This is a genomic window from Rhodovulum sp. PH10, from assembly GCF_000293785.1.
Taxonomy (GTDB): domain Bacteria; phylum Pseudomonadota; class Alphaproteobacteria; order Rhizobiales; family Xanthobacteraceae; genus Rhodoplanes.
The window spans coordinates 26,764-44,725 of record NZ_AKZI01000087.1 but is presented as its reverse complement, the minus strand read 5'-3'; the positions used below and the strand labels follow the sequence as shown (position 1 = coordinate 44,725).

16 protein-coding genes and 1 pseudogene are annotated in these 17,962 nt (G+C 69.1%); 10 read left to right on the top strand and 7 right to left on the bottom strand.

All coding sequences use genetic code 11. From position 1 onward, the window contains the following. From A33M_RS22480 to tesB, 4 genes and pseudogenes are all read right to left on the bottom strand, one after another. Window positions 1-309 (bottom strand): annotated as a pseudogene (locus A33M_RS22480) (hypothetical protein); the annotation flags it as partial. Between the two features lie 31 nt (window positions 310-340). Then, window positions 341-679 (bottom strand): P-II family nitrogen regulator, encoded by a 339-nt coding sequence (locus tag A33M_RS14660; protein WP_040620732.1) that lies wholly within the window; start codon window positions 677-679, stop codon window positions 341-343. Window positions 680-1,245: 566 nt separating this feature from the next. Further along, complete coding sequence (locus A33M_RS14655) at window positions 1,246-1,584, bottom strand: P-II family nitrogen regulator (RefSeq protein ID WP_008388509.1); 339 nt, start codon at window positions 1,582-1,584, stop codon at window positions 1,246-1,248. Between the two features lie 135 nt (window positions 1,585-1,719). Then, window positions 1,720-2,592, bottom strand: coding sequence for an acyl-CoA thioesterase II (tesB, locus tag A33M_RS14650; protein WP_008388507.1), 873 nt, complete (start codon window positions 2,590-2,592; stop codon window positions 1,720-1,722). A gap of 247 nt (window positions 2,593-2,839) precedes the next feature. Between tesB and A33M_RS14645 the strand changes: the two genes are divergently transcribed. From A33M_RS14645 to A33M_RS24050, 10 genes are all read left to right on the top strand, one after another. Next, the gene (locus A33M_RS14645; RefSeq protein ID WP_008388504.1) at window positions 2,840-3,751 is read left to right on the top strand and encodes a radical SAM protein; all 912 of its coding nucleotides are present in this window, start codon (window positions 2,840-2,842) and stop codon (window positions 3,749-3,751) included. Window positions 3,752-3,998: 247 nt separating this feature from the next. After that, entirely contained in the window at window positions 3,999-5,237 is a 1,239-nt protein-coding gene (locus A33M_RS14640; protein ID WP_008388502.1) for an ABC transporter substrate-binding protein, read from the top strand. Window positions 5,238-5,450: 213 nt separating this feature from the next. Then, window positions 5,451-7,364 (top strand): ABC transporter permease, encoded by a 1,914-nt coding sequence (locus A33M_RS14635; protein ID WP_008388498.1) that lies wholly within the window; start codon window positions 5,451-5,453, stop codon window positions 7,362-7,364. 2 nt (window positions 7,365-7,366) lie between these two features. Then, entirely contained in the window at window positions 7,367-8,080 is a 714-nt protein-coding gene (locus A33M_RS14630; protein WP_202801901.1) for an ABC transporter ATP-binding protein, read from the top strand. Window positions 8,081-8,146: 66 nt separating this feature from the next. Continuing rightward, window positions 8,147-8,392 carry a DUF1902 domain-containing protein gene (locus A33M_RS14625; RefSeq protein WP_040620729.1) on the top strand — a complete coding sequence of 82 codons (246 nt, stop codon included), beginning with the start codon at window positions 8,147-8,149 and terminating at the stop codon, window positions 8,390-8,392. Beyond that, window positions 8,389-8,583, top strand: coding sequence for a type II toxin-antitoxin system HicA family toxin (locus A33M_RS14620; protein WP_008388492.1), 195 nt, complete (start codon window positions 8,389-8,391; stop codon window positions 8,581-8,583). The genes A33M_RS14625 and A33M_RS14620 overlap by 4 nt, the downstream gene beginning before the upstream one ends. A 222-nt stretch (window positions 8,584-8,805) precedes the next feature. Beyond that, entirely contained in the window at window positions 8,806-9,981 is a 1,176-nt protein-coding gene (locus A33M_RS14615; RefSeq protein WP_008388489.1) for an efflux RND transporter periplasmic adaptor subunit, read from the top strand. A 144-nt stretch (window positions 9,982-10,125) separates the two neighbouring features. Beyond that, complete coding sequence (locus A33M_RS14610; protein WP_008388488.1) at window positions 10,126-13,398, top strand: efflux RND transporter permease subunit; 3,273 nt, start codon at window positions 10,126-10,128, stop codon at window positions 13,396-13,398. Between the two features lie 5 nt (window positions 13,399-13,403). Beyond that, window positions 13,404-14,105 carry a TetR/AcrR family transcriptional regulator gene (locus A33M_RS14605; RefSeq protein ID WP_008388486.1) on the top strand — a complete coding sequence of 234 codons (702 nt, stop codon included), beginning with the start codon at window positions 13,404-13,406 and terminating at the stop codon, window positions 14,103-14,105. Between the two features lie 112 nt (window positions 14,106-14,217). Further along, window positions 14,218-14,370 carry a hypothetical protein gene (locus tag A33M_RS24050; RefSeq protein ID WP_157223492.1) on the top strand — a complete coding sequence of 51 codons (153 nt, stop codon included), beginning with the start codon at window positions 14,218-14,220 and terminating at the stop codon, window positions 14,368-14,370. A gap of 9 nt (window positions 14,371-14,379) precedes the next feature. Here the strand turns inward: A33M_RS24050 and trmB are convergent, their stop codons facing one another. The 3 genes from trmB to A33M_RS14590 form a co-directional block, all read right to left on the bottom strand. After that, window positions 14,380-15,105 (bottom strand): tRNA (guanosine(46)-N7)-methyltransferase TrmB, encoded by a 726-nt coding sequence (gene trmB / locus A33M_RS14600; RefSeq protein WP_008388482.1) that lies wholly within the window; start codon window positions 15,103-15,105, stop codon window positions 14,380-14,382. Window positions 15,106-15,432: 327 nt separating this feature from the next. Then, complete coding sequence (gene metK, locus A33M_RS14595) at window positions 15,433-16,623, bottom strand: methionine adenosyltransferase (protein WP_008388480.1); 1,191 nt, start codon at window positions 16,621-16,623, stop codon at window positions 15,433-15,435. 264 nt (window positions 16,624-16,887) lie between these two features. Continuing rightward, a complete protein-coding gene (locus A33M_RS14590) occupies window positions 16,888-17,340 on the bottom strand; it encodes a helix-turn-helix domain-containing protein (RefSeq protein ID WP_202801900.1) in 453 nt (150 codons plus the stop codon). Window positions 17,341-17,962: the final 622 nt, after the last annotated feature.

Genomic DNA, 17,962 nt, shown 5'->3' with positions numbered 1-17,962 from the left:
GCCGGTGCCGGGCAGCGAGATATCGATTCGTCTGCTGCCGCTGGCGGCGGGCTCGCTGGCGGCGGGCTCGGAGGCGGCGGGCTCGGAGGCCGCCGGCGCGTCGGCCGGCTCGCTCGCCTGGGCGGTGGTCTCGTCGGCGGCGGCCGGTGCGGTGGTCGCGCCGGTGTCGCTCGGGGCGATGGTCTGCGTCGCGGCCGGGGCCGCGGCGCCGTCGGGGGTCGCGGTCTGGGCGTAGGCCGCGCCCGCCGCGAAGAAGGCCGCCGTCGCGAGGGCGATCAAGCCCGCACGATACGGTGTTCTGAAGATCATGGGTGTCACTCCTGTCCGGATGGCCGCAAGCTCACAGAGCCGCATTGTCGGTTTCGCCGGTCCGGATGCGGACCGCCTGGTCGATGCCGACCACGAAGATCTTGCCGTCGCCGATCTGGCCGGTCTTGGCGGCACCCGAGATGGTCTCGATCACCTTCTCGACCTGGCTGCTCGGCACCGCGATCTCGACCTTGACCTTCGGCAGGAAGCTGACCGCGTACTCGGTCCCGCGATAAATCTCGGTGTGCCCCTTTTGGCGCCCGTAGCCCTTCACCTCGGTCACGGTCATGCCGTAGACCCCGATGGAGGTGAGCGCATCGCGGACCTCGTCGAGCTTGAATGGCTTGATGATGGCCATGACGATTTTCATGAATGTCGATCCCCGCTGAAGCCCTCCCGGAACGGGAACGGGCCGAAACAGATCGGCTCCGCGCGCGAGATCGCCCCCCCGCAAGCCGAAGCCTCGGCCTGGCGAATCAAGCCGCGTGCCAACTGGGTGCGGTGCGGTGCGAGGCCTGCGGCCGACGGTCTTTGGGCCGCTGCCGCACCGACATGCCGCAAAAGGCGGGAACCGGCGGGCCGTCAACCGAGGCGCGACGTGCCGGCCGGCCGAACGAACATGCTCAAAAAAGATGTAACGACTGCCCACGAAAGAGGCAGTCGGCCCGGCCGTGCCGGCTCCGAGCCGGTCGCCCGCAACGCATGCGGTCGCAAGGAGACGATTTCGCGCAAAAAGAGCTGGCGGGAGCCAGCGGGAGTGGGACGCCGGCCGGCGGGGGAAGAAAGACCCCGGTGGAGCCGCCGGGCAGACCAGCGCGGAAAAGAAAAAGATCCCGGCGGAGCCGCCGGGATCGGATCTTCGGTTTTGCGATGCACCCGGCGTGCTGCCGGTGAGCGACCCGCTCACGTTCGGCCGGCCGCCGACCGCTCGTGCGGTCAGAGCGCGTCCTGGTCGGTCTCGCCGGTGCGGATGCGCATCGCCCGGTCGATCGGCGTGACGAAGATCTTGCCGTCGCCGATCTGGCCGGTGCGGGCGGTCGAGGTGATCGCCTCGATCACCGCCTCGACGCGATCGGCCGGCACCACCACGTCGATGCGCACCTTCGGCAGGAAGCTCACCGCATACTCGGCGCCGCGATAGATCTCGGTGTGGCCCTTCTGGCGGCCGTAGCCCTTGACCTCGGCGACGGTCATGCCGCTGACGCCGATGCGGGTCAGCGCCTCGTGGACCTCGTCGAGCTTGAACGGCTTGATGACGGCGATGACGAGCTTCATGAGACCCCCTCGAATGCGACGATACGAACGTTTTCGGGTGCACCCTACGACGTTCGCCGCGCGCCGTCAGCCGTCCGTGCTGCGGTGCGGCCGTGCGTCCAAAGGGTTCTTTCTCGCCGAGGCGTCGGGCGCCGCTCAGTCGTGGCGGTCGCGGATCACGCCCTCCTGCGCCACCGAGGCGATCAGCGTGCCGTCGCGCGCAAAGATCAGCCCGCGGCCGAGCCCGCGGCCGCCGCAGGCGCTCGGGCTGTCCTGGCAGTACAGCAGCCACTCGTCGGCGCGGAACGGCCGGTGGAACCACATCGCGTGGTCGAGGCTCGCGGCCATCACCGTCTTCTCGAACAGCGTGCGGCCGTGCGGGATCATCGCGGCATCGAGCAGCAGCATGTCGGAGGCGTAGGCGAGCACGCAGCGGTGGATCGCCGGGTCGCCGTCCGGCAGCTTGCCGGTGGTGCGGATCCACACGTGGAAGCGGCCCTCCGGATGCGCCTTGCCGAGATAGCGCTCGAACTCCACCGGGCGCAGCTCGATCGGCCGCTCGCGCTCGTAATAGCCGCGCACCGGGTCCGGCATCAGCGGCAGGATGCGCTCCTTGAGGTCGAGCTCGGTCGGCAGCGTCTCGGGGTCGGCGACCTCCGGCATGCGGAACTGGTGAGTCAGGCCCGGCTCGGCGCCGTGGAAGCTGACCATCATCGAGTAGATCGGCCGGCCGTGCTGGATCGCGGTGACGCGGCGGGTGGAGTAGCTGCGCCCGTCGCGCAGCCGCTCGACCTCGTAGATGATCGGCACCTTGGGGTCGCCCGGTAGCAGGAAATAGGCGTGCAGCGAGTGCGGCGGGTGGGCGGCGAGGTCGTCGACCGTGCGGCAGGCGGCGACCAGCGCCTGGCCGATCACCTGACCGCCGAAGACGCGCTGCCAGCCGGATTGAGGCGAGCGGCCACGAAACAGGTTCACCTCGAGCGTCTCGAGGTCGAGAATCGAAAGGAGCTGCTGAACGGCGACGGCCATGGTGTCTCGGGGGATGGGGTGCTGAGAACGAGTGTCCGCCAGTGACGCCGGGGCCCGCTCGAATGTCAAGGACGCCCGCGTCTGCGACGCCAGCGTCTGCGACGGGAGGGTCCGGGACGCGAGGGTAGGGACGCGAGCGTCCGTCCGCTTGCGCGCCGGTCGCCGCCGCCGCATGATGCGCGCACAGGTCGTTCCACGACGAGATCGTCCCGCGAAGAAACTCCGCCACGTCCGGGAGCCGGTTCCGATGATCCAGGCATTTCACGACGAGGCGATGCATTACGACGCGCCGCTCTACCGGCCGCCGAGCGAAGGCCGCAACACGATCGTTCAGGTGACGATCGGCTGCTCGTTCAATCGCTGCACCTTCTGCGGCATGTACAAGACGAAGGCGTTTCGCGCGCGCCCGCTCGCCGACGTCTTCGCCGACATCGAGACCGCGGCGCGGATGTGGCCCGGTGCCGACCGCATCTTTCTCGCCGACGGCGACGCCTTGGTGCTGCCGACCGCCGATCTTTCGGCGATCCTCGACCGGCTCGCGGCGGCGTTTCCGGCGCTCGAGCGCGTCTCGTGCTACGCGACGCCGATCAATCTGAACGGCAAGCCGCCCGAGGAGCTGCGCCTGTTGCGGGCGAAAAAGCTGGCGCTCGTCTATGTCGGGGTCGAATCGGGGGCGGCGAGCGTGCTCGCGCGGATCGCCAAGGGCGCGACGCCGGACGCCATCGCCGCGGCGATCGCGCGTGCGGAAGCGGCCGGCATCGCGGTGTCGGCGACGGTGATCCTCGGCATCGGCGGACGCCGCTTCTGGCGCGAGCACGTGGAGGGCACCGCGGCGGTGATCGATCGCGCGCCGCCGCGTTTTCTCTCCACCTTGCAGCTGCGTCTCGGCGACGGTGAGCGGGACGACTTCCTCGCCCGCTTCGCGCGCGACGGCACGCCGTTCGAGCCGCAGGACGACGACGGAATCTTGGCCGAGCAGGAAGCGCTGCTGCGCGCGCTCGATCCGCCGCGGGCGGTCGTGTTCCGCTCGAATCACGCCTCCAACTGCCTCCCGCTCGCCGGCACGCTGCCGGCCGATCGCGAACGTCTGGTCGCACTCGTTGCCGCAGCGCGGGATGGCGCGCCGCTGCTGCGTCCCGAGTTTTTGCGCGGCTTGTGAGAAAGCGCGGGCAGCGCACCATCCGACGCTGCGACATGCGGTCTCCGACGTCGCTCGCGCTTGACAAGCCGGCGGCCGGAACAAACACTCGCGGCGATCAGTCGTTTCACCAAGGGCGCAGAACCGCGCGGCACCGAGGCCGGCGGAGGACATGCCCGGCCACCGCGAGCCCTGCGGTGCCACACCGGGCAGCGTGCGCACGGCGGATCGTTTCCGACCCGGACCGAAATTTTTACGGAGCAGGTTCATGACTGTCGTTCGTCGCCCGATCGGCGCCTTTGTCGGCGCCGCCTTCGCCGCGGCCGTGCTGATCTCGGGCGCCTTCTCGCTCGCGCGCCCGACGCCCGCAGTCGCGCAGGAGCCGATAAAGATCGGCGAGCTGAACAGCTACAAGGCGATCCCCGCCTTTCTCGATCCCTATCGCAAGGGCTGGCAGCTCGCGCTCGAGGAGATCAATGCGGAAGGCGGCGTGCTCGGCCGCAAGCTCGAGGTGATCTCGCGCGACGACGGCGGCAATCCGGGCGACGCGGTGCGCACCGCCGACGAGCTGGTCGCCCGCGAGGGCGTGTCGGTGCTGGCCGGCACCTTCCTCTCGCATGTCGGCCTCGCCGTGACCGAATATGCCGGCAAGCGGAAAGTGTTCTTCCTCGCCGCCGAGCCCTTGACCGACAAGATCACCTGGCAGAACGGCAACCGCTACACCTATCGCCTGCGGCCCTCGACCTACATGCAGGTCGCGATGCTGATGCCGGCGGCGATCGCCGCGAAGAAGCAGCGCTGGGCAATCGTCTATCCGAACTACGAGTACGGCCAGTCGGCAGCCAGCTGGTTCAAGGAGATGCTGAAAAAGGCGCAGCCGGACGTCGAGTTCGTCGGCGAGCAGGCGCCGCCGCTCGGCAAGATCGACGCCGGCGCGGTGGTGCAGGCGATCGCCGACACAAAACCCGACGCGATCTTCAACGTGCTGTTCGGACCGGACCTCGCGAAGCTGGTGCGCGAGGGCGAGACCCGCGGCGCCTTCGAGAACCGCACGGTGGTCAGCCTGCTCGGCGGCGAGCCGGAATATCTCGATCCGCTCGGCAAGGAGGCGCCGGCAGGCTGGATCGTCAACGGCTACCCTTGGAAGAAGATTTCCACGCCCGAGCACACGGCGTTCCTGAATGCTTATCAGAAGCGGTGGAACGACCACCCGCGGCTCGGCTCGATCGTCGGCTACAACACGATGAAATCGCTCGCCGCCGGCATCGAGAAGGCGGGCTCGACCGACCCCGAAAAGCTCGCCGACGCCTTTGCCGGGCTCGAGGTGAAGGGGCCGTTCGGAACCTATCACTACCGGGCGAGCGATCATCAGTCGACCATGGGCGCCTATGTCGGCACCGTCGCGCTCGACGGCGACGACCCGACCATGGCCGACTTTCACTATGTCGACGGCGCCACCGTGCTGCCCTCCGACGACGAGGTGAAAAAGATGCGGCCGGCGGAATGAGACACCTCTTCTCCCTCTCCCCGCGTGCGGGGAGAGGGTTTTGGCGAGGGGACGCCGCCCCGACCTCGCAATTCGCGACCAAGCCCCCCTCACCCGGATTCCGCGCAGGCGCGCGCGGAATCCGACCTCTCCCCGCGAGCGGGGAGAGGTGCAGTGCCTCGTGTTCGCTCCGTCGTGCTCGTCCGTCGTGATCGATAAATCCTTCCTGTCGCCATGTCCCTCGATGCCTTCCTGTTCCAGGCGCTGAACGGTCTCGGCGCGGCCTCCGGCCTGTTTCTGGTCGCGGCCGGGTTGTCGCTGATTTTTGGCGTCACCCGCATCGTCAACATGGCGCACGGCTCGTTCTACATGCTCGGCGCCTATCTCGCCTGGACCTTTGCGACCGGGCTCGGCGGTGCCTTCGGCTGGTGGGGCGGCATTCTGCTTGCGGCGGCCGGCGTCGCGGCTCTCGGCGTTCTGGTCGAGCTGACGCTGCTCCGCCGGATTTATAAAGCGCCGGAGCTGTTTCAGCTGCTGGCGACCTTCGCGCTGCTCTTGGTGATCAACGACGCGACGCTGTGGCTTTGGGGACCGGAAGATCTGCTCGCCCCGCGCGCGCCCGGCCTCGACGGCGCGGTCGACATTCTGGGCCGAAAATTTCCGAGCTACGACCTGTTCCTGATCGCGGTCGGCCCGCTGGTGCTGTCGGCCGCGCATCTCACATTGACGCGCACGCGGTTCGGCCGGCTGGTGCGCGCCGCGACGCAGGACCGCGAGATGGTCGGCGCGCTCGGCGTCAATCAATCTCTCCTGTTCACCGCGGTGTTCGCGGCCGGCGCGTTTCTCGCCGGCCTCGGCGGCGCGCTGCAGATCGCCCGCGAGCCGGCGGCGCTTTCGATGGATCTCGGCGTGCTGGCGGACGCCTTCGTGGTGGTGGTGGTCGGCGGCATGGGCTCGATTCCGGGCGCCTGGCTCGCCGCGGTGCTGATCGCCGAGGTGAAGGCCTTGTGCATCGGCCTCGGCGTCGTCCATGTCGGCGACGTCGCGATCAACGCCTCGCGCTTCACACTGGTCGCCGAGTTTCTGGTGATGGCAGTGGTGCTGATCGTGCGGCCCTACGGTTTGCTCGGACGCGCGCCGGCGATCGTGCGGGCGGTCGCCGAGGCCGAGACGCCGCTGCGTCCCGCCTCGCCGTGGTTGCGCGCCGCCGGCGCCGTCGTGCTGGTCGCGCTCGCGCTGCTGCCGCTTCTCGCCTCCTCGCCCTACACGCTGGTGCTCGGGGTCGACGTGCTGATCGCCGTGCTGTTCGCCGCGAGCCTGCAATTCATCATGGGGCCGGGCGGGCTGCACTCCTTCGGTCACGCCGCCTATTTCGGCCTCGGGGCCTATGCCGCGGCGCTCGCGGTCGCAAAGCTCGGCGCGCCGATGGGCGTGGCGCTCGTGCTCGCCCCGGTCGCCTCCGGCCTCGGCGCGGTGCTGTTCGGCTGGTTCTGCGTGCGGCTCTCCGGCGTCTATCTCGCGATGCTGACGCTCGCCTTCGCGCAAATCGTCTGGTCGGTCGTCTATCAGTGGGAGGAGCTGACCGGCGGCTCGAACGGCGTGTTCGGCATCTGGCCTGCGCCGCCCTTCGACAGCCGCGCCGGCTTCTACTGGCTGGTGCTCGCGCTGGTGACCGCCGGCGTGCTCTTTCTGCGGATGGTGATGCACGCGCCGTTCGGCTATGCGCTGCGGGCCTGTCGCGATTCCCCGCTGCGGGCGGAAGCGGTCGGCATCGACGTGCGCCGCGTGCAGTGGGCCGCCTTCGCGATCGCCGGCACCGTGTGCGGCGTGGCCGGCGGGCTGTTCGCCTTCGCCAAAGGCTCGATCTCGCCGGAGACGATCTCGATCGGCCGCTCGATCGACGGCCTGGTGATGGTCCTGCTCGGCGGCATCGGCTCGCCGACCGGCCCGCTGCTCGGCGCCTCGCTCTACACGCTCCTGCAGGACAGCGTGGCGCGCTGGACCGACTATTGGCGGGCGCTGCTCGGCGCCATCGTGCTGGTGCTGGTGCTGGTGTTTCCCGGCGGCCTTTCCGGCATCGCCGCGCGCGTGCGGGATCTCGTCCGGGGACCTTTGCGCGGACTGTTGCCCCGGCGGGGCGCGCCATGAGCATGCTCGAGGTGAAAACGCTCGAGGCGTGGTACGGCGCCGCGCAGGTGTTGTTCGGGCTCGACCTCACCGTCGGGCCCGGCGAGGTCCTCGCACTGATGGGCCGCAACGGGGCGGGAAAATCCACCACGCTGAAGGCGGTGATGGGGCTGGTCGAGCGGCGCGGCAGCGTGCGCTTTCTCGGCCGCGAGGTGTCGCGGCTCGCCCCGTTCCGTATCGCCCGGCTCGGGCTCGGCTTCGTGCCGGAGGATCGCCGCATCTTCTCCGACCTCACGGTGATGGAGAATCTCGACATCGGCCGGCAGCCGCCGCGCAGCTTTCCGGACGGCCGACCGGCGCCTGCCTGGACGCCGGAAAAGCTGTTTGCGCTGTTTCCCAATCTCGCCGGGATGCGCGACCGCCGTGGCGGCGCGACCAGCGGCGGCGAGCAGCAGATGCTGACGCTCGCCCGCACCCTGATGGGAAATCCGCTGATGGTGCTGCTCGACGAGCCGTCCGAAGGGGTCGCCCCGGTGATCGTCGAGGAGATGGCGCGCACCATCGTCGCCCTCAAGCGCGAGGGGATTTCGGTGGTGCTGTCCGAGCAGAACATTCACTTCGCCGCACTGGTCGCCGACCGTGCGGTGGTGCTGGAGAAGGGCGAGGTGCGCTGGCGCGGCTCCATGGCGACGCTGCTCGCCGATGCCGAGGCGCAGCGCGCGTTTCTGGCGGTGTGACCGACATTGCCAGTGCGCCGGCGAACTGCTTCGATGAAGACCGCATTTCCGAGGAGGCATCTCGGCATGGGACGGCTGATTCTCGTTCGCGCGACCTGGGATCCGGAGGCGAGCGTGTGGGTGGCGGAAAGCCCGGATCTGCCCGGCCTCGTCACCGAGGCGGACAGCCTGAACGCGCTCGAGGCGAAGCTGCCGGACCTGGTCCGCGACCTGATCGAGGACGACGGCGGAAGCGCCGAGGAGATCGAGATTCCGATCGAGGTGGTGGCGAGCTTCTCACTCCGCATCCGGGCCCGCGCGCCCGCCGCATGAACGATTACGCGCCCCTGATCCGCCGGCTTCTGAAGGAGGCGGGCTGCGTCCTGGTTCGCCAGGGGCGCGGCGACCACGAGATCTGGCAAAGCCCGATCACCGGCCTGCGGATCACCGTCGACGGAAAGATCAAGTCCCGGCACACGGCTAACGCCGTGCTGAAGCGGGCCGGGATCCGCACCAAGGTGTGAGTGTCGCGCGGCCCCTTCGCACCCGCTCACGAAAGCGTGCGATGCGGGAGCGGCACCCGAACGGGCCGCGGGTCCGTTGAAACATCGCTTACCATCAAGCGTTTCCACACACCGATCGGGGCCGGGCTCGGTCGAATCCGAACGATCCGGGCAACCCCGCCTTGACTTTCTCGTGATGACTGACGATTTACGTCAATCGTCAGTCATCAGTATCAGGGCGCCATGGTCCCCGTCGTCACCCCCGCCACCTCTCCCGATCCGGGCTCCCGCCGGGCGCCGGCCCTCGGTGCCGCGCACCGTGCCGCACGCCGCGCAGGGCTGCGGGCCGCCGGCCTGCTGGCCGTGTTGTCGCTCGCGCTCGCCGGTTGCGATTCCGGCAACGGCAAGACCGAGGCGCCGCCGGCCCCGCCGCGGCCGGTGCTGGTCGCCCCGGTGCACTACGAGGAGGTGGTCGAGACCCGGACATTCGCGGCGACGATAAAACCGCGGATCGAGAGCGATCTCGGCTTTCGGGTCGGCGGCAAGGTGGCCGAGCGCTTGGTGCAGGTCGGCGACCGGGTGACCAAGGGCCAGCCGCTGCTCAGGCTCGACACCACCGATCTCGCGCTCCAGGTCGATCAGGCGGAGGCCGAGGTGAAGGCCGCCGAGACCAGCCAGATGCAGGCGGTCGCCGAGGAGGCCCGTGCGATCGAGCTGCAGAAGAAGGGCTGGGCCGCCGCCGCCACGCTCGACAAGGCCCGCGCCGCTGCCGACGAGGCGCGCGGCCGGCTGCGGCGCGCCCGCCGATCGCTCGATCTGGCGCAGAACTCGCTCGAATACGCCACTCTCGAGGCGGATGCCGACGGCGCCATCACGGCGACCCCGGTCGAGCCCGGGCAGGTGGTGGCGGCGGGCCAGGCGGCGGTGCGGCTCGCCCGCACGGCCGAGGTCGAGGCCCTGGTGGCGCTGCCGGAGACATTTGTCGAGCGGGCGCGCGGCGCCCGCGCGAGCCTGACGCTGTGGTCGCTGCCGGACCGCCGCTACGAGGTGACGTTGCGCGAGCTCGCACCGGCCGCCGATCCGGCGACCCGCACCTATGCCGCCCGCTACACCATCCCGCACGCCGACGACGCGGTGCGGCTCGGCATGAGCGCGACGCTGGCGCTGACCGCGCCGAACGGCATCCGCGCCGCCCGCCTGCCGCTCACCGCCATGTTCGACCACGGCGACGGCCCGCGCGTGTGGGTGATCGATCGCGACGGCCATCCGGTGGCGCGGCCGATCACCATCGCCCGCTACGAGGACGACGACGTGCTGATCACCGGCGGGGTCGACGAAGGCCAGAAGGTGGTGACGCTCGGGGTCGAGAAGCTCGATCCGGGTCTGACGGTGCGCCCGACCGAGACACTGGCGTTCTGAGGGGGCGGAGATGATCGTGATTTTCGGTCCTTCGCGACCTTCCGAGCGCGCGCCGAGAACTCTTTGCAGCGTCTCTCCTTGCCCGAGCTGTTCCGTCCTCGGCGGCGAGCGTGATCGCCGCCTCGCGATCCGGGGAGCCGTGTGATGCGCCGCTTCAACGTCTCCGCCTGGGCGGTCGCGCATCCGACCCTGGTGCTGTTCCTGATCATCATGCTGGCGCTCGCCGGCGGGCTCTCCTACGAGCGGCTCGGCCGCGCCGAGGATCCCTCCTTCACCATCAAGGTGGCGGTGGTCACCGCCGCCTGGCCGGGCGCGACCGCGCAGGAGATGCAGGATCAGGTCGCCGACCGCATCGAGAAGAAGCTCCAGGAGCTGCCCTACTTCTACCGCGTCACGACCTACTCGAAGCCCGGCTTCATCGCCTCGCAGATGGAGTTCCGCGACACCACGCCGCCCAAGGAGGTGCCGTGGCTGTTCTATCTCCTGCGCAAGAAGATGGCCGACCTGCAGCCGGATCTGCCGGACGGCGTGCTCGGGCCCTTCGTCAACGACGAGTACGGCGACGTCGATTCCATCCTCTACACGCTGCGCTCGGGAACCGCCGACTACGCGACGCTGAAGGAGGTTGCCGAGGGCGTGCGGCAAAAGCTCCTGAAGGTGCCGGACGTCACCAAGGTGACGATATACGGCGTGCAGGACCAGCGCATCTTCGTCGACTTCGATCATGTCAAGCTCGCCACCCTCGGCATCACCCCGCAGGCGATCTTCGACAGCCTCGCCAAGCAGAACGCGATGACGCCGGCCGGTACCGTGCAGACCGGCGCGACCCGCATTCCGCTGCGCGTCACCGGCGCGCTCGACGGAGTGGCGGCGGTGCGCGAGACGCCGGTCGCCGCCTCGGACGGCACGGTGGTGCGGCTCGGCGACATCGCCACCGTCTCGCGCGGCTACGAGGACCCGCCGGACTTTCTGCTGCGTCAGCGCGGCGTGCCGGCGCTGGCGATCGGCGTCGTCATGCAGAAGGGCGCCAACATCCTGACGCTCGGCGAGAACGTCGACAAGGTGATGAAGGGCGTGGTCGCCGAGACGCCGGTCGGCCTCACCTTCGAGCGGATCGCCGACCAGCCGAAGATCGTCGAGGAGGCGGTCGGCGACTTCATGCAGTCCTTCGTCGAGGCGCTCGCCATCGTGCTGGCGGTGAGCTTCCTCTCGCTCGGCTGGCGCACCGGCATCGTGGTGGCGCTGTCGGTGCCGCTGGTGCTCGCCATCGTCTTCACCATCATGCTGCTGATCGGGCTCGATCTCCATCGGGTCACGCTCGGCGCGCTGATCATCGCCCTCGGCCTCCTGGTCGACGACGCGATCATCGCGGTGGAGATGATGGTGGTGAAGATGGAGCAGGGATACGACCGCCCGCGCGCCGCCTCGTTCGCCTGGGTCTCGACCGCCTTCCCGATGCTCACCGGCACGCTGGTGACCGCCGCGGGCTTTTTGCCGGTCGGCTTCGCGGCGTCGGCGACCGGCGAGTATGCCGGCGGCATCTTCTGGGTGGTGGCGATCGCGCTGGTGGCGTCGTGGGTCGTCGCGGTGGTGTTCACGCCCTATCTCGGCATGAAGCTCCTGCCGAACTTCCCCGTGCTGGAAGGCGACCCCGAGCAGATCTATCACACGCGCATCTATGCGCGGCTGCGCCGGGCGATCCGCTTCTGCGTGCGCCACCGGGTGGTGGTGGTCGCCGGCACGCTGGTGGTCTTCGGGCTGGCCGTGGTCGGCTTCGGCCGCATCCCGCAGCAGTTCTTCCCGGTCTCCGAGCGCACCGAGCTCTTCCTGCAGATCCGTATGCCGGAAGGCACCGCGATCGGCGCCACGCTCGACACCGCGAAGAAGGCCGAGAGCCTGATCGCCGGCGACGACGACGCCGCGACCTGGACCACCTATGTCGGCCAGGGCCCGCCCCGCTTCTGGCTCGGCCTGTCGCCGGCGCTGCCGAACGAGGCCTATGCCGAGATCGTCATCGTCGCCAGGAACGTCGAGGCGCGCGAGCGGCTCAAGGCGAAGATCGACGGCGCCGTCGCCGAGGGCGCGCTGGCGCAGGCCCGCGTGCGGGTCGACCGCTTCTCGTTCGGGCCGCCGGTCGGCTTCCCGGTGCAGTTCCGGGTGATCGGCAACGATCCCGACCGCCTGCGCCAGATCGCCTACCGGGTGCGCGACCGCATGCGCCAGGACCCCGACGTGCTGGAGCCGCAGCTCGACTGGAACGAGGAGATGCCATCGGTGCGGCTGGTGCTCGACCAGGACCGCGCCCGCGCGCTCGGCCTCGATCCGCAGACGGTGGCGCAGACGCTGCAGACACTGGTGTCCGGCTACACGGTGACCACCATCCGCGACGGCACCGAGAAGGTGGCGGTGGTGGCGCGCGCGATCGCCCCGCAGCGAGGCGGCCTCGGCCATCTCGGCGACCTCACGGTGCTGTCGCGGAACGGCGTGCCAGTGCCGCTGTCGCAGGTCGCCCGCATCGAGGAGAGCCACGAGCCGGCGATCTTCTGGCGCCGCAACCGCGATCTCGCCATCACGGTGCGCACCGACATCCGCGACGGCGTGCAGGCGCCCGACGTGTCGAACCGCATCTGGGAAAAACTCGGCGACCTCCGCGCGTCGCTGCCGGAGGGCTACCGGATGGAGGTCGGCGGTGCGGTCGAGGAATCGGCCAAGGCCAACACCTCGCTGTTCGCCGTCTTCCCGGTGATGATCGTCGCCATGCTGACCATCCTGATGGTTCAGCTGCAGAGCTTCTCGCGGCTCGGACTGGTGCTCCTGACGGCGCCGCTCGGGCTGATCGGGGCGACCCTCGGGCTTCTGGTGTCCGGCATGCCGTTCGGCTTCGTCGCGCTGCTCGGCCTGATCGCGCTCGCCGGCATGATCATCCGCAACACGGTGATCCTGGTCGACCAGATCGAGCAGGACGTGTCGCACGGCCGCACCCGGGGCGAGGCGATCGTCGAGGCGACGGTGCGCCGCGCCCGGCCGGTGGTGCTCACCGCGATGGCCGCGGTGCTCGCCATGATTCCGCTGTCGCGCTCGGGTTTCTGGGGGCCGATGGCGGTCACCATCATGGGCGGGCTTCTGGTCGCGACCGCGCTGACGCTGTTGTTCCTGCCGGCGCTGTATGCCTTGTGGTTCCGCCGCTCGCTCGACGAGCGCGGCACCCCGCCGGCGGACCGCGACGAGCCGTTGCCGGCCCCGGCGGGCGGCGCGCCGGCGCTGGTTCCCAACGGGACCGGCAACGGAGACGGCAACGGACATGCCCCGGCCGAGGCGGGGACCGAGGCCGAGGACGGGACCGATAGGTCGGGCGAGAATGCGCCGGACGAGCGAACGGGTGCCGAAACGGCGCCGAAAAGCACCGAGGACCGGTGAGAGCGATGCGGCAGGCGAAAACGATCGTCGACAAGATTCGTGCGGTGGCGAAGGCCTCCGGCCGGGGCGCAGCGGCGTCGGGCGACCCCGCGGGCCAGCCCGCTGGCCACCCCGCGAGCCATCCCGCGGGCGACGCGCGGGAGACCGACACCCGCAGCCGCATCGTCGCCACCGCCGAGCGGCTCTACCGGCAGGTCGGCTACCAGAAGACCACGGTCGCCGACATCGCCCGCACGCTCGGCATGTCGCCGGCCAACGTCTACCGCTTCTTCCGCTCCAAGGACGAGATCAACGAGGCGGTCGGCCGCAAGCTGCTCGCCGAGGTGATCTCCGCCGCGGAGGCGGTCGCCGCGAGCGACGCGCCGGCCTCGACCCGCCTGCGCAACCTCCTGACCGCGCTCGAGCGGCTCAATGCGGAGCGCTTCACCGTCGAGCAGAAACTGCACGATCTGGTGGCGATCGCGATCAGCGAGCGGTGGGACATGGTGACCGAGTATGTCGACCGGATGGACGGCATCCTCGCCGGCATCGTCGCCGACGGAATGGCGGCGGGCGAGTTCCGCAAGGGCGACCCGCTCACGGCGGCACGCTGCGTCCATGTCGCGACAATGCGGTACACGCATCCCCGCCTCATGGTGGAATGTGCGGACTTTCCGGATCCCCCGCTCGATCTTATGTTGGATTTCTGTATCGCCGCGCTTCGGTGAGGCGATCCTGTCGGGGGGAACGAAGACGCGGAGCGGGCGCGAGACGCGCCCGGCCGGTTGGCTCGAAACGACGCGGCGCCGTATGATGCCGCAGGCCGCAAGGAGACTCGGGATGCCCCTCGTTCTTGTGTTCGCCGTGCCGGTGATCTTCATCCTGGCGTTGATGAGCGTTCCGGTCCACGCCTTCTATCCGCAGGTGGCGACCGCGAAGGTGCCCGTCGCCGCCCGCCGGCGGGTGCGCGGCGCCGGCAGCGAGCCGGTCTGAGCGGCCGGCTCACGCGCCGCGGGGACGCCGCTCGAAGACCAGATAGCAGGGGGTACGGCCCTCGCGGATCGCCTTCGCCTCGTAGCGGGTGCGGCTCCAGCCGGCCCACGGCGTTCGCCAATCGCTCGCGCGCTCGGCCGTCCACGAAAAATCGGGCGAGCGGAGGAGGCGCGCGAGCGTCCACTCGGCATAATTCGGCCAGTCGGAGGCGAAGCGAAAGTGCCCGCCGTCGGCGAGCGCGCGGGCGACGAGCGCCACCGTCTCGGCCTGCACGAAGCGGCGCTTCCAGTGGCGGCGCTTCGGCCACGGGTCGGGATAGAGGAGATCGACGCGGGCGAGCGAGCCTTCCGGCAGCCAGCGCAAGATCTCGATCGCGTCGCCGTGGTGCAGGCGGATGTTGTTCAGCCCCTTCGCCTCGAACAGCGCGAGGCCCTGCGCCATGCCGTTGACGAACGGCTCGCAGCCGACGAAGCCGGTCGCCGGCTCCGCCTCGGCCTGGGCGGCGAGGTGCTCGCCGGCGCCGAAGCCGATCTCGAGCTTCACCTCACCGACCATCTGCCCGACCATCTGGCCGGCCGCCGGATCGAACAGCGCGGCGAGGTTTTCCGGCGCGGGCGTCGAAAGGTCGAGGGCCAGCCGCGGCAGCACCGTCTCCAACAGGTCCGACTGATGCGCCCGGAGCTTGTGGCCCTTGCGGCGGCCGAAGAAGGCGCGGGGATTTGCGTTCGGATCCATGACGGCGTTCGGGCGGGTGTGGTCGGGCCTGTCCCGGCCGAGAAAAACGGCCGGCGGAGATTTGTCTGCTCCACCGGCCGTCGGATCGTTCGGTGCGAGCGCGGAGCGAAGACCGCCGCGCTCGCGAATTGCATCATACGGTTTTCGGCGGAACGGCTCGGGTTCTCATACCAACGGCGACAGAAGCTTCACCTCGTCCCGAGGAGCACTCCGCAGGAGTGCGTCTCGAAGGGCGGGGCCACGGTGCGGGCCTCATCCTTGGAGACGTCGCCTTCGGCGACCCTCAGGATGAGGTCATGGCTTCCGGCCGCTCGTTCGGAAACCGGATCACACCGCGCCGCGGATCGCCTCGGCGAGGTCGGTGGCCTCCCAGGAGAAGCCGCCATCGGCCTCCGGCGCCCGGCCGAAATGGCCGTAGGACGACGTGCGGGCGTAGATCGGGCGGTTGAGCTTGAGGTGCTCGCGGATGCCGCGCGGGGAGAGGTCCATCACCTCGCCGAGCACGGTCTCGAGCTTGGCCTCGTCGACCTTGCCGGTGCCGTGCAGGTCGACATAGAGCGACAGCGGCCGCGACACGCCGATCGCGTAGGAGAGCTGGATGGTGCAGCGCTCGGCGAGGCCGGCGGCGACCACGTTCTTGGCGAGATAGCGCGCCGCATAGGCGGCCGAGCGGTCGACCTTGGTCGGGTCCTTGCCCGAGAAGGCGCCGCCGCCGTGCGGGGCCGCGCCGCCATAGGTGTCGACGATGATCTTTCGGCCGGTCAGGCCGCAGTCGCCGTCCGGGCCGCCGATCACGAATTTTCCGGTCGGGTTGACGTGCCAGATCGTCTTGGCGCCGACCCAGCCGTCCGGCAAAGCCTCGCGCACGAACGGCTCGACGATCGCCCGGATGTCCTCCGAGGTCTGGCTCTCGCTGGTGTGCTGGGTCGAGACCACCACCTCGGTCACCTCGACCGGCTTGCCGTTCTCGTAGCGGACGGTGACCTGGCTCTTGGCGTCGGGGCCGAGCGAGGTGGTGCGGCCGGCGTGGCGGGCCTCCGCCATCAGCTTGAGGATCTTGTGGGCGTAGTAGATCGGCGCCGGCATCAGCTCGGGGGTCTCGCGGCAGGCATAGCCGAACATGATGCCCTGGTCGCCGGCGCCCTCGTCCTTGTTGCCGGTGGAATCGACGCCCTGGGCGATGTCGGCCGACTGGGCGTGCAGCAGGACCTCGACCTCGGCGTTCTTCCAGTGGAAGCCGTCCTGCTCGTAACCGATGTCCTTGATGGCGGCTCGGGCACGCTCGATCAGGAGATCGGGCGAGATCTCGGCGGGGCCGCGGGTCTCGCCGGCGATCACCACGCGATTGGTGGTGGCCAGCGTCTCGCAGGCGACGCGCAGGTTGCGCGCATCCCAGCCGTGCTTCGGGCCGAGCTCGAAGAAGGTGTCGACGACCTCGTCGGAAATGCGGTCGCAAACCTTGTCGGGATGACCTTCGGAAACTGATTCGCTCGTGAAAAGATAGCTCGCGCGGGACACGTTCGACTCTCCAGGCGGGACGCGGACCTCCGCGTCGACCGTGCGGCGCCTGTTCTTGCAGCGGCGACCTGCCCGGTCAAGAGCCGCGTGCCCGGTCGGCAGGCAACGCCGCGAGGTCGCGGCGTGCCGGAGGGACGCGCAGAAAAGCGAAGGACGCGAAGCGAAGGGAAGGGTGGCGGGGATTTCGGGACGGGTAGGGACGTTCGGGGGTGGAGGCGGCGCGTCCGCGAGGACGCGCTCACATCCTGTTGGTCGGTGGTCCGATCAGTGCTCGACGGCGGCGGCACTGGTGCCGTTGCCGTTCTCGGCCGGTTCGCCGGCGATGTGCTCGACCAGGTCGACGATCCGCCGGCGCAGCTTGACGTCGCCGATGCGCATGAACGCCTTGGTCAGAGCGAGGCCGTCGGAGGTCGCGAGAAAGTCGGAGATGTAGGCCGGCGACGGAGCTTCACCGAGGCCGGTCGCGTTCGAGTCGCCACTCAGATCGGGGGCGCCTTCGAAGAAGAATGCGACCGGAACCTGAAGGATGTGAGCGATCTGCTGCAGTCGGCTGGCGCCGATGCGGTTCGTCCCCTTCTCGTACTTCTGCACCTGCTGGAAGGTGAGGCTCAACGCATCACCGAGCTTCTCCTGGCTCATTCCCAGCATCATGCGACGCATGCGAACACGGCTCCCGACATGTTTGTCGATGGGGTTCGGAGCCTTCTTTGCCATCATCTTTTCTCTCTCCTTTTTTTATCCCCCGCCGACCACCTATCTCTGCCGAACCTCGATCTGTTGCAATCGTAGGATTGCACAGCTGATCTGCCTGTCGCTGAAACAGACTTAAATCGAATATAATGTGTAGGCGAATTATTTCTACCCAGCCGAGCGCGGATTAACCATTACACGCTGGTAAAACTTGTCTTTACTAGCCTTGCTTAGTCCGTCGAGTTTCGGGCGATTTCTCCCGAGAAACCCGACGTCTACGTGTGGAGCCAGGTCGAGATCGAGTACGGAACAGCGTGGTGGACGCCGGGTTGCAGGCGACACCCTTATCGTCTCGCGAGCGGGATGTCAGCAGAATGATACCTGTAATTGCGGCGGTTTTGGCCGCATCCGAAGCGGGTCAGCCATGCGCGCGGATCGCCTGTCGACAGGCGATTTTCGCCGAATCGTCGGCACGAAGCAGGGAGAGTGTGCATCTGGTGGTCGCCCTGAGGCGCTCCGGCTGTGGGTCAATGTGCCGCGCTGCGGTCCTCCTCCGAAACCGGACGAGCACCTGCGACGCCTCACGTTTCTCCCCGTGAGCGGCAGATTTCGGGCGATATGAGAAAACGAGCCGAAAAAACGCGCGGTA

Bases quoted from the DNA above. Each gene is read 5' to 3' on its own strand.
- A33M_RS14660 (WP_040620732.1), bottom strand. From the start codon at position 679: ATGAAAATCGTCATGGCCATCATCAAGCCATTCAAGCTCGACGAGGTC.
- A33M_RS14655 (WP_008388509.1), bottom strand. From the start codon at position 1,584: ATGAAGCTCGTCATCGCCGTCATCAAGCCGTTCAAGCTCGACGAGGTC.
- tesB (WP_008388507.1), bottom strand. From the start codon at position 2,592: ATGGCCGTCGCCGTTCAGCAGCTCCTTTCGATTCTCGACCTCGAGACG.
- A33M_RS14645 (WP_008388504.1), top strand. From the start codon at position 2,840: ATGATCCAGGCATTTCACGACGAGGCGATGCATTACGACGCGCCGCTC.
- A33M_RS14640 (WP_008388502.1), top strand. From the start codon at position 3,999: ATGACTGTCGTTCGTCGCCCGATCGGCGCCTTTGTCGGCGCCGCCTTC.
- A33M_RS14635 (WP_008388498.1), top strand. From the start codon at position 5,451: ATGTCCCTCGATGCCTTCCTGTTCCAGGCGCTGAACGGTCTCGGCGCG.
- A33M_RS14630 (WP_202801901.1), top strand. From the start codon at position 7,367: ATGCTCGAGGTGAAAACGCTCGAGGCGTGGTACGGCGCCGCGCAGGTG.
- A33M_RS14625 (WP_040620729.1), top strand. From the start codon at position 8,147: ATGGGACGGCTGATTCTCGTTCGCGCGACCTGGGATCCGGAGGCGAGC.
- A33M_RS14620 (WP_008388492.1), top strand. From the start codon at position 8,389: ATGAACGATTACGCGCCCCTGATCCGCCGGCTTCTGAAGGAGGCGGGC.
- A33M_RS14615 (WP_008388489.1), top strand. From the start codon at position 8,806: ATGGTCCCCGTCGTCACCCCCGCCACCTCTCCCGATCCGGGCTCCCGC.
- A33M_RS14610 (WP_008388488.1), top strand. From the start codon at position 10,126: ATGCGCCGCTTCAACGTCTCCGCCTGGGCGGTCGCGCATCCGACCCTG.
- A33M_RS14605 (WP_008388486.1), top strand. From the start codon at position 13,404: ATGCGGCAGGCGAAAACGATCGTCGACAAGATTCGTGCGGTGGCGAAG.
- A33M_RS24050 (WP_157223492.1), top strand. From the start codon at position 14,218: ATGCCCCTCGTTCTTGTGTTCGCCGTGCCGGTGATCTTCATCCTGGCG.
- trmB (WP_008388482.1), bottom strand. From the start codon at position 15,105: ATGGATCCGAACGCAAATCCCCGCGCCTTCTTCGGCCGCCGCAAGGGC.
- A33M_RS14590 (WP_202801900.1), bottom strand. From the start codon at position 17,340: ATGATGGCAAAGAAGGCTCCGAACCCCATCGACAAACATGTCGGGAGC.